The organism is Stenotrophomonas sp. YJH_SMC_64, from assembly GCF_059371375.1.
In genome coordinates this window covers 295112-322075 of the sequence record NZ_JCAFUN010000001.1, presented here as the reverse complement: position 1 = coordinate 322075, position 26964 = coordinate 295112, and the positions used below count along the sequence as shown (strand labels likewise).

Below are 26964 nucleotides of genomic sequence, written 5' to 3'. Positions count from 1 at the left end.
AACCGCACAGTCGGATCGAAATGTTCAGAAAATGCTGCGCACCCGGTAGTGCCGGCCGCTGGCCGGCAACGTCAGGAGCTTCGGTAGCGCGTAGAGCATTGCCGGCCAGCGGCCGGCACTACCCCAATGCCAAACGCTGTTTCACTTCCGCGGCCACCCGTGCGGTCTCGCGCAGTGGTTCGATGCGGTCGTACTGCCAGTCAAGCCAATGCGCCTGCAGCCGCCCGCGCTCGCGCAGCTGCTGCTGGAAGCGTGCCAGCCGGCCCTGCGCGGTCTCGGCCAGCGCCACCATCACCGGCATGCGCGTGGCGCAGGCTTCAGACAGCAGGTTCACCGAATCGGGCGAGACCACCACGCGGTTGGCCCAGCCGAGCAGGCCGCCATAAGGATTCGTACCGTCGCCGCCGTCGCCCCAGATCACATGCGGCAGGTCGGCGAACGTCGCGCGCAGGATCTCGGCCAACGCCGGCGGCGTGCGTCGCGAGGTGGTCGCCAGCAGGCTGCCGCCTTCGCTGCGGATCTGCCCGGCCAGCGCCTGGAACACGCCCACCATCGCCGTTTCATCCCACGGCGCCAGCGGCGTCGGTCCACCGACAAGCAACGCGGTGCGCGGGCCGGGCAAGGTACTGAAGCCGGCGAACGCGGCGCGGCCCCAGGCCAGCCAGTCGTCGTCCACCGGGTTGAGGCTGCCGAGCAGGGTCAGCACGTTGCTGCCACGCAGGGCATCGTGTTCGGGCACCACCACCACATCCCAGTGGCGTGCGCCGATGCGCGGGTCGAGGATCTGCACCACCTGGCTGCCACGTGCCCGCAGGACGCGCAGTGCGCCGGCGGCCTGGCGGCCACAGCCGATCGCCAGCGCCGGGGCCTCGGCGGCCAGTGACGCGAAAGCCTCGCCATAGCCGTTCACATCACCCGGCAGGCGCCGCGGCGACAGCCAGCGCCAGGGTGCGCGGGGCTGCAGGACCAGCGGTCGGTGGGTGCCCTGGCGCAGCGCCGAGGCCAGCGCGACCGCCTGGCGGACATTGCCCGCACGGCCGTCAGTGACCGTCCATGGCGCGCTCGATCGTTTCACCATTGGCATTAATTCGTTTCAGCCCTGCTGGGTGTTGCAACAGTCGCGACACTCTACACTGCGGCTCGTCGTTTCGCCCCGCGCCGCCCGCGGGCACTGACTTCCCTTAGCCGCCCTGGAGATCCACCGATGTCCCACGCGCTCGACGCTGCTGCCCTCGACCAGCTGTTCCGTACTGCCCGCACCCAGAACGCCTTCCTCGACAAGCCGGTCCCGGCCAGCCTGCTGCAGGAACTGTACGACCTGGTGAAGTGGGGCCCGACCGCCGCCAACACCACGCCGGCCCGCTTCGTCTTCGTCACCTCGAAGGAAGCCAAGGCCAAGCTGGCCCCGGCCCTGTCCGAAGGCAACCACGACAAGACCATGGCCGCTCCGGTGACCGCCATCATCGGCTTCGACCTGGATTTCCACGAGAAGCTGCCGTACCTGTTCCCGCACACCGATGCCAAGGCCTGGTTCGACGGCCCGCAGGAAGGCCGCCACGAAGCCGCCCTCCGCAACGGCAGCCTGCAGGGCGCCTACCTGATCCTGGCCGCACGCGCGCTGGGCCTGGATGCCGGCCCGATGTCCGGCTTCGACCCGGCCAAGGTCGACGAAGCCTTCTTCGCCGGCACTTCGATCAAGTCGAATTTCCTGGTCAACCTGGGTTACGGTGACCCGGCGGGCCTGTTCCCGCGTCTGCCGCGCCTGTCGTTCGACGAAGCGGCGCGCATCGCGTAAGTCGTTGTATCGGTTTCGGGCCTGCTGTCCCGTGGCAGGCTCTTGCTGCACCGTGTACCCACCCTACGATCCGGAGAGTTCCTCAGATGAGCGCCACCCGTAAACTGCTGCTGCCGCTGGCCCTGACCCTGGCCATCGCCGCCTGCTCCAAGCCGGCCGACACCGCTGCCCCGGCTGCCGATGCCGCCGCCCCGGCCACCACCGAGCAGGCCGCCACCCCGGCCGCCGATGCCGCCGCTGCCGCGCCGGCCGCCGAAGCGATCAAGATCGCCTCGGGCACCTACAAGCTGGACCCGACCCACACCGACGTGCTGGCCCAGTGGAGCCACTTCGGCTTCTCCAACCCGAGCGCGCACTTCGGCAATGTCGAAGGCACCCTGGTGTACAACGCCGAAGACGTGACCAAGTCCACCGTGGAAGTGAAGCTGCCGCTGAGCGGCCTGAACAGCTTCACCGCCAAGTTCGACGAGCACCTGAAGAGCGCCGACTTCTTCGACGCCGCCAAGTTCGCCGATGCCACCTTCAAGAGCACCAAGGTGGAAGCCGCTGGCACCAACAAGCTGACCGTCACCGGTGACCTGACCATCAAGGGCATCACCAAGCCGGTCACCCTGGACGTCACCGTGAACGGCGGCGGCGAGCACCCGATGGCCAAGGTTCCGGCCGCCGGCTTTGATGCCACCACCACCCTGAAGCGTAGCGATTTCGGCGTCGGCGCGTATGCCCCGAACGTCAGCGATGAAGTGAAGATCCGCATCACCACCGAAGCCACCGGCGAAAAGCCGGCGGCTTGATGCACCCCGCTCACTCGTCGTGAGAAGGCAGAAGGCCCGCTGAAAAGCGGGCCTTCTTTTTGGGTGCCGGTAGAGCCGGCCGCTGGCCGGCTGCATGCGGGGTGCCCGATGATGAGGGGTTGCCGGCCAGCGGCCGGCACTACCCGGTAGGTGCCAACCTGCATCTGGTGGGTGCGGACCGTCGGTCCGCACGATCCCTCAGCGCAACGCGCCCAACCATGCCGCGCATGCTTCGCTCGGGCTCTGCTTGGCCTTCACCGTCATGCCGCTCACGCGCACGAAGGTCTGCGCGGCCTGCGCCACCACCTGGCGTGCGATCAGCGCCGCCTGCTTGGTCGCGGCCTGCTGCTTGCGCAGCTGCACGATGTGCACCGACGGGCGGCCCACCGGCGCGTACTTCTGGTCGCGGCGCAGCACGTCGGCCACCTGTGCCACTTCGAATTCGGCCTGCAGGTAACGGTGCTGTGCCGCCACCAGCTCGCGCAGCGGTACGCGCAGTGCAGCGGTGTCGGCAAAGGCGGCCAGGGCCGCATCGCAGGCGGCGTCATCGGCAAAGCGGGTACGCAGCGCATCCACGCTGGCCAGGGTCAGTTTGGCCATGTGGGCCTCGTTGCTGCAGGAAAGGAGCGCGATTGTCGCATTGCTTGGCGTGTTCCGGAGCGGCGGTCTTCCGTTTGGTAGAGTCGACTGTTAGTCGACTGCTCTTGGCGCGATGCCGGAAACCCCCGCGCTGCGCGCGATAGTCGACTAACAGTCGACTCTACCTGGCTGGCGTTTCAGGCGCAGCCGCACCCACGGAAGGAAGACCCATGCAGGACGCGCAGTACTGGTTGAACGAATTCTGGTCGGGCCTGAGCGTGCTCGATCTGGTGGGCGGCAGCGTGCTCGGTACGCTGCTTGGCCTGGTGCTGGGCATTCTCGCCTGGCGCGGGCTGCACCGCCGGGGTTGGTTGCAGCGGCGCAAGCGCTGGCATCACTGGCTGCTGGCCAGCTACGTGGTGCTGCTGCCGCTGGCCACTGCCTTCTTCGGCCTGCAGCTGGGCTTCACTGCCGGTGCGCACCGCGCGCTGTTCAAACAGCTCGATCATTTCCAGCCGCACCTGCAGACCCTGGTGGAAGGTTGGAGCGAAGGCTTCACCGACTCACTGGATGACCCGCGCATGCGCGAGGCCCTGCGCAGCCAGGGCACGGTGGGCGATGTGGCCGATACCATCGCTTCGGCCTACCTCAGCGAACATCCGTTGCCCGGCCTTGATCGTCTTGGCAACGGCCCGTTGGCGCGCGGCACCGGCTGGGTGATCGGCAAGGTGCGCGAAGGCCTGCTGCGCGGCATGGTGGAAGACACGCTGGTGGACAAGGCCGGCACGATTGGCCTGGAGCCCAAGGTGGTGCGTGAGGCGCTGACCATGCATGTGGATGAGCTGCTGCACACCCGTGGTGTGCTGCGGCTGGTGAAGGCGCAGATCAACGGCATGATGCCCGGCGTGTACTTCGGGCTGCTGTTGCCGTTGTTGATCATCGCGCTGCTGGTGGCGCTGGAGATCTGGGCCGCGCAGCGGTTCGGGTGGGCGCAGCAGGTGGTAGTGCCGGCCGCTGGCCGGCAATTGCAAGTTCCTGCAGAAGGTTCATGAGGTTGCCGGCCAGCGGCCGGCACTACCTGTCGGAGGGCGTGCGGATGCTGGCGCTGGAGATCTGGGCCGCGCAGCGGTTCGGGTGGGCGCAGCAGGTGGTAGTGCCGGCCGCTGGCCGGCAATTGCAGGTTCCTGCCGAAGGTTCATGAGGTTGCCGGCCAGCGGCCGGCACTACCTGTTGCAGGGCGTGCGGACCAACGATCCGCACCCACCAAGCGGGGGCCGCACCCACCGTCTTGGGATCAATCGCCGTCGGTTTCGTCCGGATGGGCCTTCCAGTAGCCGGTCGAGCGGATCCAGTCGCGCGGCACGCCCAGGTGGCCTTCGATGAACTTGCGCATCATCCGTGCGCGGCGCGATTCGGTGGCGATCCAGTAGAAGACATCGCCGTCCGGTGCCTCGAAGTCGGTCAGCATGTCTTCCAGCAGCGTGCTGGTGGCCGCCGGGAAGCCATTGCGCTCCAGCCAGTGGATGCGCACGTTCTCGTACTGCGGCAGGTCCTGGCGTTCGGCCTCATCGCTCACTTCAATGAAGGCCTGCACCTCGGCACCGTCCGGCAGCACGTCCAGCCAGCGGGCGATGGCCGGCAGCGCGGTTTCATCGCCGATCAGCACATAGGCGTCGTAGGTGTCGGCCACCACGAACGAGCCGCGCGGGCCGCCGATCACCAGCAAGTCGCCCGGCTGGGCCTGCTCGGCCCACGGCCCGGCAATGCCCTGGTCGTGCAGCACGAAGTCGATGGCCAGCTCGCCGGTCTCGTGGTCCCACCAGCGCGGCGTGTAGTCGCGGGCCGGGGAAGGCTCCTTGCCGGCCGGATAGCTGCGGCCTTCGGCGGTGACCACCGGCAGCACCATCTCGCCGCTGGCATTGGGGAAGAACAGCTTGATGTGGTCGTCGGCGCCGGGCGAATCGAAACCGGCCAGCTCGGCGCCACCCAGCACGATGCGGCGCATGTGCGGGGTGACCTCTTCGGAGCGCAGCACGGTCAGTTCACGGAAGCGCACATCCAGGCGCAGGCGCGTGTTGTTGTGTTCGGTCATGGGGTTACCTGCAAAGGTGTCGCGCGCGGGCGCGCGGCGTAGGGGAGACCTGGCTGGAGTCAGTCTGGCTGGGTCGTTGAAATGGGTGGGCTCTCGCTACCGGCCGTACCGTTGAGCAGGGCAGACGCCCGCGTCAGCAGCGCCGCCACTTCTTCCGCTTCGCCCTCGGCCCAGCGGCCGTGGTGGTGCACCAGCGCCCGCTTGAACTCGCGCAGGGCACCGGCCAGCGGCGGCGGCAGCGAGGCCTTGGTGATCTCGCGGGCACGGTCGAAGGCACGCCGCTGCGCCAAGCGCACCTGGGTGCGCTGCACCTTCAGCTCGAACTCGCCGGCGGCGGTGATGCGGAAGATCCGCTTGCCGTCCACTTCCTCGGCCTCGATCCAGCCGGCCTGCTCGAAGCTGGCCAGCAGCGGGTACATGGTGCCGGCGCTGGGCGTGTAGGCCTGCATGAACTGGTTGCTGATCAGCTGCATCAGCTCATAGCCATGGCGGGGTTGTTCGCCGATCAGGGCCAGCACCAGCAGGCGCAGGTCGCCGCGGCTGAGCACCCGCGGCTGGCCGTTGCGGCGCGGCACTTCCGGATTGGTGGAACGGGCTCTGGGAGAAGCGGTGCGGCTCATTTCGATATATCGGTAAACGAGTGTGCAAACGATATATCGATATATCGAAGACGACAATCACCGATCCGGCCACAAGCGGATCAGTTTTGGGCCACGGCCAGCCCCGCGCACGGCAAAAGGGGCGCCTCTTGCGAGGCGCCCCGGGCAACACTGTGGAAGGGAGCGAGGCAGGGCCAGACGGCGGACCGAAGCGGGCGAGGCCAACACTCGAGGCCTACCCTGAGGGCAGGGTGGGGGCCAATCCAGAGGCAGGTGCGACACGTTGTCGCCGGTTCAGCGCCGGCACGCGCAGCCGATACAGGTGGGCATGGCGCTGCCCTACAACCGTCATCGGCAGCGGTAACACTGCGTCCTGCACATGGGCGCAGCGGCCCGCAAGCGACAGCCCGCGCAGCCACCAAGGCCCGCCGCAGGGCCTTCAGCGGGCCCGGCAAGCCCCTTGCGGACACTGGCCGGTTGCATCCATACGCCTGCGTAGCCAAGTGACGAAAGCCCTTGGTGCGCTACACTTTGCGGTCTAGAAATCTATACAACAGTCGCGCGCGTGCGTGCGGTTATGGGAGCGCTAATGAACTGGTTGAACGAGGTGCTGAACAACGACCCGAATCCTGTGGAAACCCAGGAGTGGATCGAGTCGTTGAAGGCCGTTATTGATGTCGAGGGCTCCGAGCGCGCGCATCAGCTGCTGGAAGGCATGGTGGAACTGACCCGTCGTTCGGGCGCCTACCTGCCGTTCTCTCCCACCACCGAATACGTCAACACCATCGAACCGCAGTTCGAGGCCAAGAGCCCGGGCAATGCCGAGCTGGAATGGCGCATCCGTTCGATCATCCGCTGGAACGCGATGGCCACCGTGGTCCGCGCCAACCGCAAGCCGGGTGACCTGGGCGGCCACATCGCCTCGTTCGCCTCCGGCGCCACCCTGTACGACGTGGGCTTCAACCACTTCTGGCGCGCCCCGAGCGAAAACCACCCGGGCGACCTGCTGTTCATCCAGGGCCACAGCGCCCCGGGCATCTACGCGCGTTCCTTCCTGGAAGGCCGCATCAGCGAAGAGCAGCTGGACAAGTTCCGCATGGAAGTGGACGGCGGTGGCCTGTCCTCGTACCCGCACCCGTGGCTGATGCCGGACTACTGGCAGACCCCGACCGTGTCGATGGGCCTGGGCCCGCTGGCCGCCATCTACCAGGCGCAGTTCATGCGCTACCTGGAAAACCGTGGCCTGATCGAGAAGTCCGACCGCAAGGTGTGGTGCTTCATCGGCGACGGCGAGAGCGACGAGCCGGAAACCCTGGGTGCCATCGCGCTGGCCGGCCGTGAAGGCCTGGACAACCTGATCTTCGTGGTGAACTGCAACCTGCAGCGCCTGGACGGCCCGGTGCGCGGCAACGGCAAGATCATCCAGGAACTGGAAGGCGTGTTCCGTGGCGGCGGCTGGAACGTGATCAAGCTGCTGTGGGGCGGTTATTGGGATGCCCTGCTGGCCAAGGACACCAACGGCGTCCTGAAGAAGCTGATGATGGAAACCGTCGACGGCGAATACCAGAACTGCAAGGCTTTCGGCGGCGCGTATACCCGCGAGCATTTCTTCGGCAAGTACCCGGAAACCGCTGCGATGGTGGCCGGCCTGAGCGACGACGACATCTGGCGCCTGAACCGTGGTGGCCACGACCCACACAAGGTGTACGCCGCCTACCACCAGGCCGTGAACACCAAGGGCATGCCGACCGTCATCCTGGCCAAGACCGTGAAGGGTTACGGCATGGGCAGCGCCGGTGAAGCGCTGAACCCGACCCACCAGACCAAGAAGCTGGACGACGAAGCGGTGCGCCACTTCCGCGACCGCTTCAACATTCCGGTGACCGACGCGCAGCTGGCCGACGGCCAGGTGCCGTTCTACCACCCGGGCCCGGATTCGCCGGAAGTGCAGTACCTGCAGGAGCGCCGTGCCGCGCTGGGCGGTTACCTGCCGCAGCGCCGCCGCAAGGCCGACAAGACCTTCGTGGCACCGAAGCTGGAGGCGTACGAGCGCCTGCTGAAGAGCAGCGGCGAGCGCAGCTACTCCACCACCATGGCGTTCGTGCAGAGCCTGAACATCACCCTGCGCGACAAGGAACTGGGCCCGCACATCGTGCCGATCGTGGCCGATGAAGCCCGTACCTTCGGCATGGAAGGCCTGTTCCGTCAGATCGGCATCTACGCGCCGTTCGGCCAGAAGTACAAGCCGGTCGACGCCGACCAGCTGATGTTCTACCGCGAAGACCAGAGCGGCCAGGTGCTGCAGCAGGGCATCAGCGAACCGGGTGCGATCAGCTCGTGGATGGCCGCCGGTACCAGCTACTCGGTCAGCAACGTGCCGATGCTGCCGTTCTACATCTACTACTCGATGTTCGGCTTCCAGCGCGTGGGCGACATCGCCTGGCAGGCCGCCGACATGCGTACCCGCGGCTTCCTGCTGGGTGGCACCGCCGGCCGCACCACGCTGAACGGTGAAGGCCTGCAGCACGAAGATGGCTTCAGCCATCTGGTGGCCGGTGGCATCCCGAACGTGCGCAGCTACGACCCGACCTTCGGCTTCGAAGTGACGGTGATCCTGCAGCACGGCACCAAGCGCATGATGGAAGACCAGGTGGACGAGTATTACTACGTCACCCTGATGAACGAGAACTACACCCACCCGGAAATGCCGGAAGGCGCGGCCGAAGGCATCGTCAAGGGCATGTACCTGCTGACCGACGCCGGCAAGCCGAAGAAGGGCGAGCTGCGCGTGCAGCTTTTGGGCTCCGGCACCATCCTGCGCGAAGCCATTGCCGCCGCCGAGCTGCTGGACAAGGACTTCGGCGTGACCGCCGACATCTGGAGCTGCCCGAGCTTCAACGAACTGCGTCGCGATGGTTTCGACGTGGAGCGTGCCAACCGCCTGCATCCGGAAGGTGAGCAGCGCAAGGCCTACGTGACCGAGCTGCTGGAGGGCCGCCAGGGCCCGGCGATTGCCGCCACCGACTATGTGCGTGCGTATGCGGACCAGATCCGCGCGTTCGTGCCGATGTCGTACACCGTGCTGGGTACCGATGGGTTTGGTCGTTCGGATACGCGTGCGAACCTGCGTAGGTTCTTTGAAGTGGACCGCTACTACATCGCGCATGCCGCGATTGCGGCGCTGGCGAAGGAAGGGAAGATGACGGCTAAGGATGTGGCCCGGGCGATCAAGCAGTACAAGATTGATCCTGAGAAGGCTAATCCTGTTGGGGTTTGATTGAGCGCTCAGTTGAGTTAGTGAATAAGGCGACCATTTGGTCGCCTTATTCGCTTTTGAATGCATCATTAGAAGCAAGTACCATCCATGAGTCGAGAGCAATTCCGTAGCCGGAATAATTCCGGGCGGCTGCCGAGAAATTCACTTGGATAATGAGAAGGAATGTATGGAGCCTACCGAGATTCTCTCATCTGACGGGGCAGCGAGTGGTATTGAAGATGAGACTGCGCAGCCCATCGAGAGTATTAGTCAGCCGTTCGATCCTGAGAAGATCGATGTATCCACGCGATCAATGACAGTTGATCTTCTGCTTTCGAGAATTAATAGTGGTGCAATTGATTTAGCTCCAGATTTTCAGCGCCGCGCAGGAATCTGGACGGATGTGCGCCAAAGTCGCTTAATTGAGTCGCTCCTGCTGAGAATCCCATTGCCAACTCTCTATGCGGCGGAAGATGAGGTTGAAACGTGGGCTATGGTTGACGGAATCCAGAGGCTGACGACAATAGCCCGGTTTATGGCGCCGGAATCGATTCGACAGCAGCGGCTTAAGCTTGTTGGGCTGGAGTATCTGTCCAGTGAGTTCAATGGCGCGACTTACGATGACCTTCCGCCAAGGTTGAAGAGGCGGCTTAGAGAGACCGAATTAATAGTTCATGTTATTAGATTTGGTACCCCGGACGAAGTTAAATTTAATGTCTTCGCGAGAATTAATACCGGAGGGATGCCGCTTTCGAGTCAGGAGTTGAGGCACGCCCTTATTCCTGGAAAAGCTCGAGAGATCCTTGGGTTGTGGGCGGGCACTGATGAATTCGTGCACGCTACGGATGGAAGCATCAAGGACGATCGAATGGCCGATCGGGAGTTGGTGCTTCGATTTATTGCATTCAGAATTGCGGGCTATGATGGATACTCAAGCCCCGACTTCGATGATTTTTTGAGGAGAGCTATGCGCTCACTTAATTCCTTGAAGCCAGATGAAGTCCGAAAGCTTCGGCACGAGTTCTCTTCGTCGCTTGACGCTGCTTATCATATATTCGGGCGTCATTGCTTCCGAAAGATCTATCGGGAGGGTGCGCCAAGATATCCAATAAACAAAGCGCTTTTTGATTCGATATCGGTCAACTTGGCGATGCTCGGAGATGTGGAGCGTGCAAGGCTAATTAAGAATAGTAAGGTGGTTGTAAAAGACTATATCCAATTGGTTAATGACTCTGGCTTTGAGTCTTCCATATCTCAAGGAACCGGAAATCCCAGTAAGGTTAAATATAGATTCTCAAAAATTGCCGAACTGTTTCGGAGGCACTCGTTGTGATCTCAGAGATATGTCTAAGGAATTTTAAGTCTTTCAAATCGATCGATCTTCCTGTTGCTGCACTGACCATTTTGTCGGGGCTGAACGGCTCAGGAAAGAGCTCGGTGATGCAGGCATTGGCAGCCTTAAGGCAGTCTAGCGAGGCTAGGTGCTTGCAAGAGGATGGTGGGTTGCTCCTGAATGGAGAGCTCGTCAATCTTGGTACGGGAAAGGATGTCTTATTTGAATATGCGGATGGTCAGCGAATCTCAATATCGGTTAGCGAGATTGGCAAGGGGGCTGGATTAACTAGTCGTTGGGATTTTTCCTATGCGGAGAGGGAGAATCTATTGCCGATGGAGCGTGGTCCCGGTGCGGACGCATTCGGAACCCCTCTAACCGGTGGATTTCAGTTCTTGAGCGCTGATCGTGCATCTCCAGCTGTGATGTTCCCAAAGTCCTACTCAGACGCTATCCGGCGAAGATTTCTTGGTGTAAGGGGGCAGTATACAGTTCATTATTTGTCGGTCTGTCAGGATGAGCCAGTATCTGAGCTGCGTGTCAGGGATCGGAGTAGAGGGGCGCAATTACTTTCACAAGTTGAAAGCTGGCTTGACTGTCTTTCGCCAGGGGTAGGCGTCGTAGCTAGAGAGGTCGTTGGAGCGGATTTAGCTCAACTATCCTTTGTCTACGGTGGAAAGGCTGGGATTGAAAGTTCAAATGAGTATCGGCCGACGAATGTTGGATTTGGGCTGACTTATGTGCTTCCGGTAGTGGTCGCCTGTCTTTCGGCAAAAAGTGGGGATTTCTTAATGATTGAGAGTCCAGAGGCTCATCTTCATCCCCAGGGTCAGAGCATAATGGGGGAACTTCTGGCGAGGACAGCGACTGACGGTGTTCAGATTATTGTTGAAACTCATAGTGATCATCTGATAAATGGCATTAGGCGTGCGGTCAAGGCGGGCGTTCTTCCTTCAGACTCTTCGGCTTTTCATTTCTTCCGTAGGGAAACTGGAGGGCGAGGAACAACTTTCGAGACGCCGGTAGTTTCGTCAGATGGGCGATTCGATCATTGGCCATCAGGCTTCTTTGATGAGTGGGATAAGGCGATTATGGAGTTAATATAGATGACGCTGCCCATTGCGCTAAGCTTGACAGGGGTGGATGAAGTAGAGTTTGACCAGGACGCACAAGTTAAAGCTATTGCGATGTGCGCGGGCGCACTTAAGCAGGCGCGAGTTTGGAGGGCAGATGTTCATTTGTTAACCGAAAGACCTTTTGCAGAACTGCAGGTATCGCCAGGCCGAACCCTCGTATCCTTCCTCTCCGAGTCGCATGTCAAGGAAGAGTTGCGCTTAATGATGTCGCTGGCCAATAGGGCGCCATCATTGGCGCTTGATGCAGGAATTGAAGTCTCTGTTGGAGGTCGATCCCACTGGGCAGCTCAAGTCGCTTACGAGCGTGATGGGATAATTCTTACTCTGCCGCTACTCGCTTTGTGGAAAACAACCAGCCTGCATGCATTGGTTAGTCAGGTTTCGGATGTCGGTGAAATATTTGAAGAGGAAGTTTACGTTGAGAATGTATATGATGTTGATTCCTGTGTGGAGCATAGGCAGGTAATCCAAAGCCGTGGTCGGGGTTTGCCCTCTGGTGGCGCTTCCGAGGTCTGGAAACGTCGAGGCGAATTGTTCCCCTCGCTAAAATTCTTGCGTCGTGTTGAGAGTGATCTATTGAAAGTGGCTGCTTCAGGTGGAGGAATTTCTCAAATTTTCAATAGGCTAGTTAGTATTAATGGCAGTGCTCAGCAATGGGCGATGGGTGGCGTTGCTTACCCAGTTTGGGGTAGCAAAGTAACGAATGAATCTGAAACAAGGAGGGCGGATTGTCAGTTCTCTGATGATAATGGTGACAACAGAGTGTACGAAATTCATGCAAGGTACACCCCGGGAGCAGGGCGAATTCACTTCCGGTTGATTGAAGAATTCAGAATGGTTGAGGTTGCCTATATTGGGTTGAAAATAGGAAGGTGAGCCTTGAAGGTGCACTTGGATGCTGAAGGTTTGTGGCGGAAAGGCCGCCGGTCTGCGAATGGGAATGCTGACGGCCGCGATAGCTCGCCAGTGCTTTCTAACCTGGTTCCTTAGTCAGTAAGCTTCGAGATTAATAAGCTCCGAGCGCTCTAGTCCTTAACCCTGCGACCGCTGTAGGCATCGCAGTCAACGTCACGCAAGGCATCGTCAAACCTTCCATCACCCGGTCGCCCAGATATTCTTCGTCGGCAGCCGTACTGCCGGGTGCGCACCGCCGCCGGCATCAGCTGATCCATCGCACGGATGGCGCCCGGAGCGCAGTCTGCATCTGTAGTATCCCGCCGGTTTTCGCTCTGCTCGTGTGGTCGATGCAGCGGCATTTGCCGCGCTTCGCGCCAACATCCTCAGCACCTGATGCAGCCGCCGTTGGTTTTAGAAGCTGATCCAGTCAGTAATCGCCCATGTAGAGTGCACTTGGCTCTCGAAACGGCACAGGTGCATGCATTGTTCCTTCAACGTCGATCAGCCGCTCCAAATGCACTTCTGCTGTGGGCACTGTGAGGGATACTCCTCCTGCAGGCCGTAGCTGAGTACCAGGGCTGTGTAGTCATGGCTGATGAACACCAAGCCACTGTCAGATCGCAGCAGGCAGGGGCGACGACACTCGACCCAGCGCAGAGCAACGGGTGATCAGGGCTTGCTCCAGCGCCGTCGAGGCGTTGCTGGCCTTGCCACTTCGCGACAGGTGTCATCCAGGCAGCTGTCGCGTGCCACAGTCGATCATCAGCGCTAGGCTCTGCCAGCCATCCTTGCAACCCAGATCCGACACAGATCGCTGGTTCAACGCTGACCCGGTCTCTAGGCCCGAGAAGCCTTCGTTTCAACTCGCGGGGGCTGGCCAAGCCGCGCTTACGTCCCTACCAACCCTTGGGCTAGAAGATCCGAAGTTCGAGAGTCAATACTCTGGGAAGTGCGATGGGGATGGCGTCTATCAAAAATAACGTTTCGGTGAAATTCCAAGAATCCAAGCTGCTTCGGGGAGAAAAATCCATATCGAAGTGATGCATCCAAGTTGAGGCCGAGTCGATTTTTCACATCGCTAGGCAGCGCGCTCGAAACGAGTAAGCGACCGCTCGACGAAAAGCTAATCCACCCTCGATCAAACAGCAGATCCGCATGCGGAGCCAGCAAAAGACCGTTCTCTCCATCAACGCGCTCGCTATGAGTGCTATCTGCCCACGGCTTGATATGGCTCGCACGGAGGAATCTAAGATCCTCAATGCCAGTCAGCCGGCAGCGCTTCTCAACGCCGATCAAGCGCTCGCGGAACAGGCGTTGCTTCGTCCGCACTTCGGTTTCGCGTCTTGTGGTCGTCTCGCCGACTTCATCGATGGCAGCATCGATTTCTGCTTGATCCGACTCACTTGCAGCGAGGCCCAAGGAGGCTTCCAGTGATCTCAAACGGAACACGATGGCAGATCTTGGCTGCCCTTCTCGATCTGGCGTGCCAGGTTGAACGTAGGAGGACTCGCACAAGAACCTACCAAGGTACCGGTAGGGACGCCCTTTGCCCATCATCTGAAACACTACGAGCGTCTTGCCATCCTTGACGTGCTCGCCAATCGCTCGGTTGCCCGCCACATACTTCATGTCTCCGACTTGACCCTCGCCGAAGTAATGAAAGACTTCGTCGTCGTCCCAGAAGTCATGGTAGCCATGAGACACGCCGGCCTCGCCAGTGAACGCGATGACTAGCGGATGCTCCTTGGGTGTCGAAATGCCGCCTTGCTGTTGCCCGCCAAATACACCATGGATCTGCTTTTGACGGTTGTAGAGCGCGCCCACCTCGAATGGGAGTTCCATCCTAGATCCCTGTCCCAGAAGCTAAGTGCCCAGGATTCTAGCCAGAACCAGGTTCCTTGTGTCATTGGTTGACGCGTTTGGCTGCCTGGACAGGGCGCAGATGGGGGGCTACTGGGACGCAGATCTAGCGCAGCTGTTCTCAGGTGCGCTCAAATTCCTCCTGCGTCTCTTTGGTGAGCCCCATCCATCTTTCCAGCGTTGTAGCTCCGTTGCATCGCTTGCGACCGTAGACATGGTGACTATCAGAAGACTTGGCCCAGAGTTGTCCACGAACAGAACGGCATCGCCACGTACGCTCATATCGAAGAAGCGTCTACTGGAATCATGCTTGCCGATGGTGATGCCTTGGCAGGCCAACTCCTCGGCGAAGTTCTCGGCATCGGCCCGAAACAGGGCAAACTCGGCGTCGGTGAGTCTTGGGTAGTTCTCAAGACTCATTGTGGTGGCTGGCGCGTACGCCCCGCCAATGATCAATCCCAATAGGGCTGCCGCCGTCAGGGCAAGTAGAGTGCGGCTCGGCATAGTGAGGCCAGTGTTGGAGGCTAAAGGCTCAGACAGTGGAGAATGCTTCGGAGCCTGCACACGATCCGAAGCATTGCATTCGATGTACGTAGCGAAGCGCGCTCTACTCCCGCACGTGCAACCGCTCAGTCACCTGCGCAGTCAACGCCACACACGCCATCTTCAACCCTTCCATAACCCGATCCCCCAGGTACTCCTCGGGCGCGCCATTCTGCCGAGTCCGCTCCGCAGCCAGCATCAGCTCCGCCACCACGCGCAGCCCGGCCAGTGCGCAATCCGCATCCGCCAGCTGAAGACACCGCCCAGGCAGTTGATGCCGCTCGGGCCAAGGCTGGCCGTCCGCAGCCGCACCGGTTCCGATGCGATGCAGCGTGGCGACGAAGGCGTTGGGATCGACAGACGGTTCGCGCTCGGCTTCGGCGTTGTCCGGATCGTACTGCGCGTGCAGGGAACGGAAGTCCGATGTGTTCATGGCAATGCTCCGTACAGGACAGATAGCAGCGCCACCTATAAAGGCGGCGGACGGTGCGTGTCTCGAAAACCGGTGAGTACCCAAGCCGGCGGGCCCGAAGGCCCCCACGCACCGCCCGCCATGGAACGCGAACGGATTGCCAGCCGGCGCCATCCGAAGATGACGCCGACTGGCAAGCGTAAAGCACTGGGTATTCAGACGGGTTTTCGAGTCCCGCGCCACCCTTTTCCGGTGGCACGCCAAGAGATACCCGTGCAGTAACCAAATGCCAAGAATCCACAGGACTGATGATTGCCAGTCCTGACGCTTTCGGCATTGTCGCACAAGGTGTTAAGCCAGCAAGCGATTGCGCTGCAACGGTTTTGAAGGGCTTGGCGCTATTGACCCCAAGCGTAGGAATACCTGCAGCCAGGCCAATGGCCTAGGGCCAATCGCGACAGATTGGAGCAGCGGTTCAGCCGGGCGGCGCCTCGGCCGTGGGCACGAAGGTCAGACGGACCCGCACCCGCGTATGCAGCGCGACGCCGTCAGCCACGACCGGATCAAAGCGCCACTGGCGCACTGAGGTAAGGGCCGCACGATCCATCTCCCGCAGTCCGCTGGACCGCGCCACCATCACGTTGGAAACGTGGCCCAGCTCATCCAACTGAGCAACCAGCAGCACCTGCATGGGAGTCTGCAGGAAGGTGTCGGGCGGCATGGCAGGGGCCGTTGAGTAATCAATGGCAGGCGCCTGCTGCAGCTCGACGGTGGGGTTGTCACCGCGCTCCACGAACACTTCAGTGGAAACCTGCGGGTCTGCCGCCACGGCCATGGCGGGTGTAGCGCCCAGCAGCATCAGAACGAGGTTCAGTGCCAGGGCGGTGTTGAAGCGGGGCATGCGTGGTTTCCATTCCGGCGCGCTGCCAGCATAGCGGCCATGCCTTGGCATCGCTTGCCTTGAATGCCGGCGTGCGGGATTTCTGCGCGGCTCACATAGGCGCGCCCGGCCGTGGCCACAGCGCATCGTCGCGCTCCAGGTCGTAGTCGCTGCCGAACGCCAGCGCCGCCTCGCGCGGCGGCAGGTCTGCGTAGCAGCCCAGCAGGTACTCATCCATGCCGGCATCGCTATGGTCGATGGCGAACAGGTGGAGGAGCTCCTTGTCGAAGGCTTCCAGCCATGTGGGGTGGATCTTGGTCATGGGCATCCTCCAGTGGGGACGGGGGGAGGCTTAGGCCTGTCTCAGCGGCTGTGACGGTGCGGCCCCGCCCAAATTTGGCGGGGCCGCATCCGCTTCGCCTTCGGCCGTTGATCAACTCGTATGGCAAGCTGCAGCGCAAGTTGCACAGCCATTCGACTGCCGGTACCACCTCCGGGCTTCAGCCACAGCCGTCCTGCAGCTGGTGTGCAAGCCGAGGTCCTGTGTGGACTGGGCGCGAGCAAGCCAATAGCATCCCTGTTTATGCACCTCATGGTCTCCATTGGCCTGCGGCGTTCTGTTCACAAAGTAGCGGTCCATTTACTACCCCCTATGCGTGTACGGTAAGCGCACCATTGCGCGTGGTCGACTTTGATCACTCCCAGTCGCAGGAGCCGCGACGCAGCGAACTTCGTCGCAGAATCATCTGCGGCCGGGGTGTATAAGTACGGGCGAAGGCGCCTTCAACGGCTTCAATGAGCCTTGGAAGAGGAAAAGCGATGTTTCGACAAGGAAGATGGTTGGTCTGCCTGGCCTTGGTACTGTCAGGTTCCCTGCTGGGTGGCTGCCGAGCCAGCTCCGAGGCGGTACCCGGGCCGCGCGCCCCGGTAGAGAACGGGACCCTGGTGCCCTTCGTCAGGTCGCTGCCGCTGGTAGCGATGACCACACCCATGGTGGTCGAGTTCACCCTACCGCCCCCAGGGAAAAGCTCCTCGCCAACCTTGTTTCTTGGAATCCGGGTGGGTGGAGAAGACGGGCTGAAATCACTAAATACGAGCCGTGAGATCCGCAGTATGGGCCTACCCGCCGAGGTGAAACTGGAGCGGCTGGAGGCGCAGAAGCGCATTCCTGTTCCGTTGGTGAGGGTGGAGTCGGTGGCAGGCACGCCCGCGCGTATTGAGCCCATCGGACCCACGGGCCGGGTGGAAGGCGGGTGGTTGGATGACGTCGATCATCAGTCTCTGCAGTCAGCAGGATTGGAGACGCCTGACAGTCACCACACACAACTTGCCCTCGCTTGGGCTCAGGAACTGCAGCCTGGCCACTACAGGCTGAGCATGCAGATACTGAAGCCTGATGATCGATTGGCGGCCACGCAAGCCGAGTTGCTGGTGGCCTACGTAAACAAGTCGAAGTAGGAGTGCGTCATGGACGACAAGTACACAGTCACAGTCTTCGTTGCCGCTCCCGGCACGCCGCTGCTGGCTGGAGGGACATCCAGCGCCGGCCACGTATACTACAAAGTGGCACATGGCAAGGACGAGGTGAGCTTTGGCTTTGCACCCATCGAGCATGGCGTCGTCACTGGGCCCGGAATGGTCTACAACAATGACGCTGAGCAGTACAAAGACCCGTACTACACGCGGACGATGGAAATCAGCAAGCAGCAGTACGACAAGCTGGTGGAATTTGGTGCAAAGCCCGGCGAGCATGGATTCAATACCGAGTATCACGGTGTGGAAAACAGCTGTATCGACTACACCTGGGGCGCACTGAATCACGCCGGCCTTCATCGAACCAACCTTCTCCTCATGCAGGACAAGAGCTTCGAAGGTGGCCTGAAACCGCTCAGCAATGTGGAGTACATCCGCAGCATCCGCGCGCCCTTTCCAGATAGCGCGCTGAATAGTGAGCACTACAACAAAATGCCGGAGAGAACGTTGATGCAGCGAATCATCAGCGATGAGCGACTGCCGCGGGGCGATCGCGATATGCTCGATTCCATCCGCAAGGGAATAGCGGGCATTGATGAGGCGCATGGCCGCTCCTACGATGGGACCAGCGAGCGGATCTCAGTGGGCTTGTTGGTCACGGCCAAGGAGAGCGGGCTGGAGCATGTCGACCATGTGGTATTGGGCAATGCTCCAAGCGATGGTTCGCCGCAGCGACTGTTCGTCGTGCAGGGGGAGCTCAACGATCCTGCCCATGTGCGAGCTTCGATGACGGCGGAGGAGGCTGCGCGAACACCGGTGGAGCAGTCATTCGCCAAGGTCGAGCAGATTTCGCAGACCCAGCAGGAGCGCGCCTTGTTGGCGCCGCAGGAGCCGGCCCTGGAACAAACCCGGGCGCCGCTACAGATGGGCTGACTTCCAGCGACTGCACGGAAGATCACAGTTTCGAGCGCCTTGGCCTCGAAACTGCTTCCATCTCCACCTGCCTCCCATCCCACCTATGCCATCATCCGGCCAGGACCGCAGCACCCATCAAGGCTGAACAGGCATGGAGCACGCAACACGCTACACCGCAACGCTGTACCTGGCCGCCCCCGGCACCCCGCTGAAAAGTGGGGGCATCTCGCCGCGCGGCCACATGTACCTGCAGGTGGCGGCGGGCGACGAGGCCCACAGCTACGGCTTCGCACCACCGCGCCACGCGCCGGGCAAAGCCCCCACGGGTGCGCAGTACGCGCAGGTGCGCCACGACGATGCCGACGAGCATCTGGACCCGTACTACAGCCGTACCCTGGAAATCACCGAAGAACACTACGGCTGTCTGCGTGATTTCGCCGAGGAGCCGGCCGAGTTCGAATTCGATGTGGATCGCCCGGCCACCATCAATCGCTGCAGCGATTTCGTTTGGGCCGCCCTGCACTACGCCGGCCTGCATCCGCTGCCGGCGCCGCTGGATGGCGGCAGCAACCTCGGCGAGTTCGCGGTGCTGTTCAACCTGCCAGAGATCCAGTGCATTGCCGCGCCGTTCCCGGGCAGCGATCTGAATGTCGAAACCCATCACGCGATGCCCGAGCGCGAGGCCGAGCACCATCGCCAGGGTGACCGCGCCAGCGATGAGCCGCCGCCGACGCCGATTGAAGTGGCCGGCACGCTGCTGGACCCCTCGCATCCGGACCATCGCCTGTTCTCGCAGCTGATCCAGAAAGTGGCCGAACTGGATGCCGCGCATGGCCGCCCGTTCGATGCGGCCAGCCAGCGCATCAGCGCCAGTCTGCTGGTGCTGGCCAAGCAGAACAATCTCTCGCGCGTGGACCACGTGCTGCTCAGCCGGCCGACAAAAAGCAGTCATGCCGCCGAGAGCATCTTCATCGTGCAGGGGGACCGCAACGACCCGGGGCACCGCCGCGCCAGCATCGCCACCGAGGTGGCGGCCAAGACCGATGTGGCCGATTCGCTGCGGTTGAAGGAGCAGTAACCCGCGCGCCTGCCATGCACGCGCCGGCGCACGCCACGCCCCCCACCTGCTACCATTCCCCCGCAACCCCAGCCAGCCCACCCCGCGCAGACAGATGCGGGGCGGGCCGTCGCAGTACGGCCCAGCGAGCCAGGACACCTTCCCGTGCCCATTCAAGGACGCTCGCATGTTCCGTACTCCTCTCTTCCGCTCGGCCGCGCTGGCCGTTGCCGTTTCGCTCAGCCTCGGCGTGCCCTCCGCGTTCGCCGACAACGCGCCCGCCGCCAGTGCCACCGCCGCCGCTGTGCAGCGCCAGGCCGTGGCCAAAGGCCTGTACGAGCTGGCCTACAGCCCGAAGCAGAACGCCGTGTTCGTGGCCTCCTCCGGCGGTTTCGGCGATGACGCCGGCCCGGCCCAGGTGCTGCGCCTGAACCCGGCCACGCTGGCCGTGGAAACCCGCATCCCGCTGGAGCGCAAGGCGTTCGGCGTGGTGCTGGATGACGCCCACGACCGCCTCTACGTGGGCAACACCGTGGACCTGTCGGTGACGGTGGTCGACACCGCGCAGAACAAGGCCGTGGGCACCATCCAGTTGATGGAGAAGAAGACCGGCAAGGATGGCAAGGCCGCCTACACCCACGACCTGCGCGAGCTGGTGGTCGACAGCGCCGCCAACCGCCTGTACGTGACCGGCCACAGCAGCCAGCCGGACGTGAGCAGCGTGCTGTTCGTGATCGATACCACCACGCTGAAGGTGATCAACACCATCGACGGCCTGGGCAATGCCAAGGCGCCGGGCCTGGCGCTGGATGCGGCCAACAAGCGCGTCTATACCAGCAACCTGCTGGCCGACCTGGTGGTGGTGGGCACCGATTCGAACAAGGTGGTGGCGCAGCACAGGATCGCCGCCGAGCAGCCGATGAACATCGCGCTGGACCCGGCCGGCAAGCGCCTGTTCGTGACCGACCAGGGCTCGGAATTCCTGCGTGGCTACCAGGCCAAGAGCAGCGGCCTGGTCAGCAAGCATCCGGGCCAGCGCGTGCTGGTGCTGGACCGCAGCACCGGCAAGGAACTGGCCAGCATCCCGACCGATGCCGGCCCGCTGGGCATCCTGCTGGATGCACCGCGCAAGCGCCTGTACGTGACCAACCGCGAGGCCGGTACGGTGACCGCGTACAACAGTGACAGCTACCAGAAGGTGGCGACCTACACGGTGCCGACCCACCCGAACAGCCTGGCGCTGGATGCTAAGAACAACGTGTTGTTCGTCAGCATCAAGAACGGCGAGAAGGACGACAAGGGCGCTGACGAGAGTGTGGCGCGGATTCAGTTGTAACCGGCTACGGGGCCGCCCGTGCGTCTGGCACGGGCGGCCCTGCTCGGATCAGGGCATCAGCTTCCTTATGTCCCGGGTGACTTCTCGGTGTCTGTTTCCCGCGGGCACGGGTTGAACTCGGTAACCTGGTCCATGGGGATGCGATGGATGGTCCTGCTGTCGTCATCCTTCAAGCGTACAAGCAGCACGGAACTGGTCGAGTAGACAACGTTGATCGGATGGGTAGCGGTACCATCACCGATCAGGAGCTTGCGGGATGCGCTGTCACGCGATCGCAGATCCAGCGTCATGCAGCCGCGGGATTTTCCGCTTGGCGGATTGACAACCTGCGAGGCCAGGTATGCACCGGTCGGAGGGAAGAGCATGGCCACGGTGACCATGATCGAGGCGAACGAGAGTGCAAGTACACCAACGCCGTATCGTCCACTCAGTTCATCGACCACTCTGATGACGATGGACTGGAATATGCCCAATGCTACTGCGGCCGTGAGCAGGCACATGCCAATCACCAGATCACTTTCCCTGGAGACCAGGCCGAGCATGAGCCGCATGATCGTGTTGATGGACAGCAGTTGCATGAGCCCCATGCCCAGCAGGAAGTAGCTATCCAAGGAAAGCCATTTCTGCTTCCTGTCATCGGGCTTCGCCCAGCGGGAAAGGAGAACGAAGATCAGCAGGCAGCCAATCGTACTGAACCACAGTGCTGCATCTGAAATCTCGGTGTAGAAGGATGCGACATAGATTCCGCTGAAATGCATTACGCCCGGAGTGATCAGCGCAAGGCTCCAGCGCCAGAGCGTCCTGTTCCGGCTCGCCGGAGCGTCCGGCAGCAGTTTGATTCCCTGGCCTGGGATATACGAGAACCGATTGGGTGACAGTACGATGGGGGAAAGGAACATGACGGCCAGGGCAAGGACGCGCAGCCCGGTCACCGCAAGCATCATGGGGAGTGCGGAAACGGCATCGGACGAAAGCAGGCTGAGAGGCAGCTCTTCCCTGACGGCGTAGTAGAGGATGCCTGCGCTGGGCAGAAGTACGGCAATCGACGCAATAAGGACCGGATGGCGCTCGATCCAGGCCAGCACCGGGCGAAGTTCTGCGACGACATTGTCAATGAAGATCACGAGCTCGGAATGACGCTTGTTCATCAATCTCTCTTTTGGGGGTTCCATCATCCTGATCTGTGTTCCCTCGCTGTCCGGTGAGGGGATTGCCTGCTGTCGACCGCTGAGGTCGTCCGGGTCTCGACAGGAGTAAAGGTCTACCTCGTGCCACGTACTTCGTGGCTGTCACGTACCCAGCATCCCAGGCCATACAGCGCGAGCCCGTACACCACGGTTGCACCGATGATTCTGAACATGGCGTTCCTCGTCAGGTGATGGAAGGAAGGGAGGCCCAGCACCTGCGTGGCCTCCCCGGAGAGGAATATGCGGATTCCTCCGACAATCTGTGTCGCAGTGCGATGTGTCGTCGCAATCGGCCACGAAAAGTTCGCAATAGGCCTAAAGTTTTCGGAAGTGCTGTCGATGATCCGGGAGATCAGGCGTTACGACATGGTTTGTCGCTATGTACGCCGAAGATGGATCTCCCAGCCAAACCCGCGGGCGAAGCATGCCTGGGTATTGGCCCACAGCTGGATGCTTTGCGTCACGGAGGAAAACGCAATGGAACCCAATGCAAATGCAGATGACAGTGCCCGCGAAACGTCGGGCAGGCAGATCCTGGACGCAGCGACGACGATGTCAACGCTGGAGACTGTCCAACGCTATGGCAATGCTAATGCCGAATACATCAAAGGGTATACCGGAAGAGACGAACTGACCGGTCAGACATTTACCCATGGCCTGAAGAAGATCTCCGGGTACAAGCTTGATCCGGTACGTCCGGAAAACAGCATTGCCCAGCAGGCCGGCTATGCGGCTGAGGTCGCAGCGACCAGTCGTGACAATGCCGAGGCCATCATCAGTGGGTCACCCGTTCGCACGGTGCGCAGTGATGACCATCCCCAGTACCGGCGGAACGATGATCGCGTTGATCGGATAAGGGTGCTGGATGGCCAGATCATTGAAGGCAGCCAGTCACAGATGAAGTTCGTGGGCAACCGTGACCGGCTCCTTGAGAAGATCGCTGCGCCCGATGGAGAGTTCTCGCGCTATCGTGGGCTGAAGTTGGAGCTGCCCTCGGAGCAGTACGTCGATGCCGAGGCACATTGCCGGGCGCAGGCAGCAGATCTGCGCCGTCAGGCGGACGTGGTCGACGCGAGGGGCAAGCCTGAGGTCGCACTGCATCTTCGTGCGAAGGCAGACAACTATGAGCAGCTGGCCGGCAACCTTCTGGATACGGGGCTGACCAGTGACGATGCGAAGTTCTATCGTACCCATCCGCGGATGGCGACGGTGCGCGATATCGCGCATACCAGCCACAGGGCAGGTCTTGAAGGCGCGCGCGGGGCGTTCATGGTTGGCGCGGCGATCAGCATGGCGACCAATGCCTATGCGGTGGCAACCGAGCGCAGGGGGATGATTGATGCGGGCCGCGCAGTCCTGGTGGATGGTGCCGTCTCTGCCGGCATGGGCTACGCAACGGCTGCGTCCGGGGCCGCATTGACCGCAGTGATGCAGCAGTCAGGCCGACAGAGCCTGCAGGTCCTTTCCCGTACAGCCGCTCCGGCCATGGTGGTCGACGTCTGCGTGACCATGACCGGCTGCATACGCCGCTACGCCAGGGGTGAGATCGACGGCGTCCAGTTCCTGGATGAGATCGGTGAGAAGGGTTCCGGCATGATGGCTTCGGCCATGATGGCGGCATTGGGCCAGATCGCGATTCCGGTCCCGGTGGTTGGCGCCGCCATCGGCGGGATGATTGGCTGCACGCTTTCATCGATCTTCTATCGGGAAACGTTGGAGGCGGCCCGGAGTGCAGATCTGGCTGCCGAGAGGCTGGCCTTGGCAATCGAGCTCAATAAAGCTGCCCGTGAAGAAATTCTGGCGCAGCGCTTGGCGCTGGCGCAGTTCATTGCGGCCGAGCTTCCAGTGCTGAATGACGAGACGGCCCAGTTGCTGTGTGCACTCGATACCACCCAGCCGGAGATTGACGCCGATGGATTCGCGGCTGCAATCAACCGCTTTGCCCTTCTGCTGGGCAGCCGCCTGCAGTTTGCTTCGCTGCAGGAGTTTGATCTGTTCATGACGGGTGACGAGCCGCTTCGGCTTTGATCAATCGAACCCATTTCTGGTCGTGGCCTTCCGGGCAGGTTGGCCACGCCGGCTTCCGTGTGTGATCCCAGGACCTTGGAGATACGATGTTCCTTTATCTGCTTCCAGACACCGAGCAGGCAACCTTCCTGAAGGTTGCGCGCCTGCTGAGCGTGAGTGACAACCCGATGCTGTGGGACGGAAAGACCCACGAAGAAGTGACTGGCGATACCAACCTGAGCAAGGTTTCGCTGGATGAATCCGAACACGAACGTGCGATCTTCGACAGCTTTTCCCGTGAGTGCGGCAAGGTATATCGGTCCGACGGGGTGACGAAGGAACTGTTGACGCGCCTGCAGACGATGCCGCTGGTGCGCCAGAGCGACCCGGTGGAGCGGGCGCGGGTGGCGTGCGAGGTGCTCGACTCGCTGATCGACAAGGCCATGGTCGAAGCCGCGCAGCCGGCCGTACCGAAGGTGATGCTGTATGAGTTGATGCTGCTTGCACTGGCCGACGGTGAAGTGTCGAGTGTCGAGGAAGCACAGCTGCGTCGCCTGGCCGATATCTTCGGTATTGACGACTACATCTACAACGACCTGCTTGAGCGCGCGGAAAGTATCAATCGCGAGGCCAGCCGTACCGTTGCCATCATTCTTGAGTAAAGGGAGTTACCCATGATTCCAATCGTAGTCGGGGCCGCGATGGCTGCCAGCGCGCTGTATGGCATCTACAAGGGCGGCAAGGCCGTGGTCGATCACAAGGATGCCGGCATCGCCAACGCCGATGCCAAGGGGCTGATCGAGAAGGGCTCGTCGTTGCTGGAGACGCAGCGCAAGCGTACCAACACGGTGCTTGAGGACTATGGTGCACGCAAGCTGCGTGCTTTCAATGGAGGGATTGCGGACTTCATCGATGCGTTTGGCCAGCTCAAGAACGTTGAGGGGATCGGCTCACCCGAACTGGACAAGCTGGTGCAGGGCGATTTCACCACGGCGTCGCTGGAAGGCCTGAAGCGGGACTACCAGTTGCTGATGGACTCGGGCCTGGGCCTGGGCGCCGGGCTGGGAAGTGGCGCCGCGCTGGCATTTGGTGCGTACAACGGGACGATGCTGCTGGCCAGTGCCAGCACCGGCACCGCCATTTCGACCCTCAGCGGTGTTGCAGCAACCAACGCAACGCTGGCGTGGCTGGGCGGCGGTTCGTTGGCTGCGGGCGGATTCGGAATGGCCGGCGGCACCCTGGTGCTGGGTGGCCTGGTTGCCGGTCCGGCGCTGGCGATCTTTGGCTACGTGGTGGGCAGCAAGGCTGAAGCCGCGCTGGCCGATGCACGCCGTAACAAAGAGGTTGCTCGAACCCATTACGACGAGGCCGTGTTGGCCGCCGAACAGTTGGCAGCGGTCGAGGCCGTTACAACGCTCGCCAACAGGACGTTCTCCAAGCTGTGCATGTCGCTGCGTCGTGGTGTAGCCGATATCCGTGATGTCATCCGGGAGCACGGCTGCGATTTCAGTAGTTTCCCCCAGCAGGCGCGGGAGCGGGTTTTCCGTGCCGTGAAGATTGCCCAGCTGATCAAGGTGATGATCGATACCCCGATCCTGGATGACGCAGGAGCGCTGGTGCTTTCGACCGAGAAGACCGTGGCCGATGTGGATGCGGCGATGGTGGTGATGAAGGGCGAGGAGCCCGCCAAGGCGGCTTGACGATGGGCAGAGCCCCACGCCGTTCTGGTGGGGCTCTTGTTGCCTGTCGGCTCTGGAAGGGAAGATTGATATGAAGATCCGTTCGAACGACACGTTGATGCGGCAGTGGGAGATGCTGCGCATGATCCCGCGCGCTCCGCGCAGGATATCCGTCAGGCAGATACTGGAGAATCTGGAGCCGCTGGGCTTCAGGACCAGCAGTCGCACCATTGAACGGGACCTCCAGAACCTGTCCACGCGGTTCCAGCTCATTGCCGACGACAGTGAAAAGCCCTTTGGCTGGAGTTGGTCCAGGGAAGCGAACTTCGCCTTCACGCCCAGGCTGTCGATTTCGCAGAGCGTTGCACTGCTGCTTTCGCATGCACATCTGCGTCAGCTGCTCCCGGCAACGGCCATGAATGAGCTGATGCCCGTGTTCGACATGGCGCGGGCGGAAGTCTCGACGTCGGGCTGGGGGGAGTGGGCCAGCAGGACCGCGATCCTGCCCATGGGCCCGAACCTGCTCGCCCCCGAGGTGGAAACGGCCGTACAGGTGGATGTCCACAGGGCATTGGCATCCCGACGCTGCCTGTCAGGCTGGTACCGCAGCAAAGGCAAGGACGAGCCGAAGGAGATGATCATGCATCCTCTGGGGCTGCTGATGCGCGGTTCTGCGCAGTACCTTGTCTGCATGCTGCGGGACTATACGGACATCCGCCACCTGGCGTTGCATCGCCTGAGTGGAACCCGGGTGCTGGAGATGGAGGCAAGGAGCCTGCCGGACTTCGACTTCCAGCGCTATGCGACGACCACCGCCACCGCGTTCCAGGGGCAAGGACGCATCGTGCTGGAGGCGCGCTTCCGGGCGCAGGCTGCGGAGCATCTCAGGGAGACGCCCCTGTCCGAAGATCAGACGATCAGTGATCTGGGTGATGGATGGATCCGGCTGCGCGCTACGGTGGAGGACGACCAGACCTTGCGTTGGTGGCTGATGGGCTTCGGGAGCAACGTACGGGTCGATTCCCCAACGCACCTGTGCGACGCCATCGGCGCGGAGTTGGCTCAGGCAGCAAGCTACTACGCCCGCGATCTGGAGGAGACCGTGGGCTGAATGGTCTTGGTCAGGGCGAATGA

The 26964-nt window shown here is 61.8% G+C and carries 25 protein-coding genes; 16 read left to right on the top strand and 9 right to left on the bottom strand.

Annotated features, from left to right (window positions below; translation table 11 throughout):
- Nucleotides 1-118: 118 nt before the first annotated feature.
- Entirely contained in the window at nt 119-1078 is a 960-nt protein-coding gene (locus tag AC5P9L_RS01420; RefSeq protein ID WP_049417673.1) for a mitochondrial fission ELM1 family protein, read from the bottom strand.
- A gap of 126 nt (nt 1079-1204) precedes the next feature.
- On the opposite strand from AC5P9L_RS01420, the gene AC5P9L_RS01415 reads away from it, so the two are divergent.
- Nucleotides 1205-1795 (top strand): malonic semialdehyde reductase, encoded by a 591-nt coding sequence (locus AC5P9L_RS01415; protein ID WP_005407836.1) that lies wholly within the window; start codon nt 1205-1207, stop codon nt 1793-1795.
- 86 nt (nt 1796-1881) lie between these two features.
- The gene (locus AC5P9L_RS01410) at nt 1882-2589 is read left to right on the top strand and encodes a YceI family protein (protein WP_005407837.1); all 708 of its coding nucleotides are present in this window, start codon (nt 1882-1884) and stop codon (nt 2587-2589) included.
- A gap of 198 nt (nt 2590-2787) precedes the next feature.
- Here the strand turns inward: AC5P9L_RS01410 and AC5P9L_RS01405 are convergent, their stop codons facing one another.
- Nucleotides 2788-3189, bottom strand: a complete 402-nt coding sequence (locus AC5P9L_RS01405) for a hypothetical protein (RefSeq protein WP_099524508.1) — start codon at nt 3187-3189, stop codon at nt 2788-2790.
- Between the two features lie 209 nt (nt 3190-3398).
- Here AC5P9L_RS01405 and AC5P9L_RS01400 point away from each other — a divergent pair, with 209 nt between their 5' ends.
- Both AC5P9L_RS01400 and AC5P9L_RS01395 read left to right on the top strand, forming a co-directional pair.
- Nucleotides 3399-4220 (top strand): hypothetical protein, encoded by an 822-nt coding sequence (locus AC5P9L_RS01400; protein WP_262101939.1) that lies wholly within the window; start codon nt 3399-3401, stop codon nt 4218-4220.
- On the top strand, nt 4217-4369 hold the full coding sequence (locus AC5P9L_RS01395) for a hypothetical protein (protein ID WP_159082292.1): 153 nt from the start codon (nt 4217-4219) through the stop codon (nt 4367-4369). The genes AC5P9L_RS01400 and AC5P9L_RS01395 overlap by 4 nt, the downstream gene beginning before the upstream one ends.
- A gap of 93 nt (nt 4370-4462) precedes the next feature.
- Here the strand turns inward: AC5P9L_RS01395 and AC5P9L_RS01390 are convergent, their stop codons facing one another.
- The gene (locus AC5P9L_RS01390) at nt 4463-5260 is read right to left on the bottom strand and encodes a siderophore-interacting protein (protein WP_262101940.1); all 798 of its coding nucleotides are present in this window, start codon (nt 5258-5260) and stop codon (nt 4463-4465) included.
- A 59-nt stretch (nt 5261-5319) separates the two neighbouring features.
- The gene (locus tag AC5P9L_RS01385) at nt 5320-5880 is read right to left on the bottom strand and encodes a PadR family transcriptional regulator (protein WP_024957161.1); all 561 of its coding nucleotides are present in this window, start codon (nt 5878-5880) and stop codon (nt 5320-5322) included.
- 568 nt (nt 5881-6448) lie between these two features.
- Here AC5P9L_RS01385 and aceE point away from each other — a divergent pair.
- From aceE to AC5P9L_RS01365, 4 genes are all read left to right on the top strand, one after another.
- Nucleotides 6449-9136 (top strand): pyruvate dehydrogenase (acetyl-transferring), homodimeric type, encoded by a 2688-nt coding sequence (aceE, locus tag AC5P9L_RS01380; RefSeq protein WP_012478970.1) that lies wholly within the window; start codon nt 6449-6451, stop codon nt 9134-9136.
- A gap of 145 nt (nt 9137-9281) precedes the next feature.
- Nucleotides 9282-10448, top strand: a complete 1167-nt coding sequence (locus tag AC5P9L_RS01375; protein ID WP_262101941.1) for a DUF262 domain-containing protein — start codon at nt 9282-9284, stop codon at nt 10446-10448.
- On the top strand, nt 10445-11554 hold the full coding sequence (locus AC5P9L_RS01370; protein ID WP_262101942.1) for an AAA family ATPase: 1110 nt from the start codon (nt 10445-10447) through the stop codon (nt 11552-11554). The genes AC5P9L_RS01375 and AC5P9L_RS01370 overlap by 4 nt, the downstream gene beginning before the upstream one ends.
- Nucleotides 11555-12460 (top strand): hypothetical protein, encoded by a 906-nt coding sequence (locus AC5P9L_RS01365; protein WP_262101943.1) that lies wholly within the window; start codon nt 11555-11557, stop codon nt 12458-12460. It begins immediately after the preceding gene.
- Between the two features lie 909 nt (nt 12461-13369).
- Here the strand turns inward: AC5P9L_RS01365 and AC5P9L_RS01360 are convergent.
- The 4 genes from AC5P9L_RS01360 to AC5P9L_RS01345 form a co-directional block, all read right to left on the bottom strand.
- Nucleotides 13370-14323, bottom strand: coding sequence for an HNH endonuclease (locus tag AC5P9L_RS01360; RefSeq protein WP_262101944.1), 954 nt, complete (start codon nt 14321-14323; stop codon nt 13370-13372).
- A gap of 625 nt (nt 14324-14948) precedes the next feature.
- Nucleotides 14949-15317, bottom strand: a complete 369-nt coding sequence (locus AC5P9L_RS01355) for a hypothetical protein (protein ID WP_262101945.1) — start codon at nt 15315-15317, stop codon at nt 14949-14951.
- A 454-nt stretch (nt 15318-15771) separates the two neighbouring features.
- A complete protein-coding gene (locus AC5P9L_RS01350; protein WP_049403705.1) occupies nt 15772-16197 on the bottom strand; it encodes an energy transducer TonB in 426 nt (141 codons plus the stop codon).
- A 91-nt stretch (nt 16198-16288) separates the two neighbouring features.
- On the bottom strand, nt 16289-16498 hold the full coding sequence (locus tag AC5P9L_RS01345) for a hypothetical protein (RefSeq protein ID WP_227415452.1): 210 nt from the start codon (nt 16496-16498) through the stop codon (nt 16289-16291).
- A 668-nt stretch (nt 16499-17166) separates the two neighbouring features.
- Between AC5P9L_RS01345 and AC5P9L_RS01340 the strand changes: the two genes are divergently transcribed.
- The 4 genes from AC5P9L_RS01340 to AC5P9L_RS01325 all read left to right on the top strand — a co-directional run bounded on the left by AC5P9L_RS01340 (nt 17167) and on the right by AC5P9L_RS01325 (nt 20957).
- Nucleotides 17167-17634, top strand: a complete 468-nt coding sequence (locus tag AC5P9L_RS01340) for a hypothetical protein (RefSeq protein ID WP_262101946.1) — start codon at nt 17167-17169, stop codon at nt 17632-17634.
- A gap of 9 nt (nt 17635-17643) precedes the next feature.
- Nucleotides 17644-18582: an XVIPCD domain-containing protein gene (locus tag AC5P9L_RS01335; RefSeq protein WP_262101947.1), complete on the top strand. Its 939-nt coding sequence runs from the start codon at nt 17644-17646 to the stop codon at nt 18580-18582.
- A gap of 133 nt (nt 18583-18715) precedes the next feature.
- Complete coding sequence (locus AC5P9L_RS01330) at nt 18716-19642, top strand: XVIPCD domain-containing protein (protein WP_227415455.1); 927 nt, start codon at nt 18716-18718, stop codon at nt 19640-19642.
- A 166-nt stretch (nt 19643-19808) separates the two neighbouring features.
- On the top strand, nt 19809-20957 hold the full coding sequence (locus AC5P9L_RS01325) for a YncE family protein (protein ID WP_099526890.1): 1149 nt from the start codon (nt 19809-19811) through the stop codon (nt 20955-20957).
- 65 nt (nt 20958-21022) lie between these two features.
- On the opposite strand, the gene AC5P9L_RS01320 is transcribed toward AC5P9L_RS01325, so the two are convergent.
- Nucleotides 21023-22105 (bottom strand): hypothetical protein, encoded by a 1083-nt coding sequence (locus AC5P9L_RS01320; RefSeq protein WP_043033963.1) that lies wholly within the window; start codon nt 22103-22105, stop codon nt 21023-21025.
- A 516-nt stretch (nt 22106-22621) separates the two neighbouring features.
- Between AC5P9L_RS01320 and AC5P9L_RS01315 the strand changes: the two genes are divergently transcribed.
- The 4 genes from AC5P9L_RS01315 (at nt 22622) to AC5P9L_RS01300 (ending at nt 26941) form a co-directional block, all read left to right on the top strand.
- Complete coding sequence (locus tag AC5P9L_RS01315) at nt 22622-24172, top strand: hypothetical protein (RefSeq protein WP_053091916.1); 1551 nt, start codon at nt 22622-22624, stop codon at nt 24170-24172.
- Nucleotides 24173-24258: 86 nt separating this feature from the next.
- Complete coding sequence (locus AC5P9L_RS01310; protein ID WP_033833675.1) at nt 24259-24813, top strand: tellurite resistance TerB family protein; 555 nt, start codon at nt 24259-24261, stop codon at nt 24811-24813.
- Between the two features lie 12 nt (nt 24814-24825).
- Nucleotides 24826-25851 (top strand): hypothetical protein, encoded by a 1026-nt coding sequence (locus AC5P9L_RS01305; RefSeq protein ID WP_049399110.1) that lies wholly within the window; start codon nt 24826-24828, stop codon nt 25849-25851.
- Nucleotides 25852-25921: 70 nt separating this feature from the next.
- Entirely contained in the window at nt 25922-26941 is a 1020-nt protein-coding gene (locus AC5P9L_RS01300; RefSeq protein WP_049397217.1) for a helix-turn-helix transcriptional regulator, read from the top strand.
- Nucleotides 26942-26964 lie beyond the last annotated feature (23 nt).